The organism is Streptomyces sp. ISL-11, from assembly GCF_018614525.1.
Taxonomy (GTDB): Bacteria; Actinomycetota; Actinomycetes; order Streptomycetales; family Streptomycetaceae; genus Streptomyces.
The window spans coordinates 17,763-17,986 of sequence record NZ_JAGGOL010000200.1; the positions used below are offsets into that span (position 1 = coordinate 17,763).

Sequence of the window (224 nt, forward strand, 5' to 3'; positions counted from 1 at the left end):
GGGCACGCTGCCCCTGCCGGCCGCTGTGTGCGTCGGTGCCCTCGGCGCCCTCCCGCTCGTGTCCCGCTTCGGCGAGCGCCTCCCCGTCGTCCTGGGCCTGACCCTGGTCACCGCCGCCTTCGCCGTCCAGGCCGGCACCCGCCCGTCCTCCGGCTACGGACGGGTCGTCGCCTTCGAGGTCGTCGCCGGCCTCGGCGCCGGGCTCGCCGCCCGCGCCGCCACCG

General features: G+C 79.9%; 1 pseudogene. It reads left to right on the forward strand.

Annotation, left to right across the window (positions count from 1 at the left end):
* Positions 1-224: pseudogene (locus J7E86_RS29620) on the forward strand (MFS transporter); the annotation flags it as partial.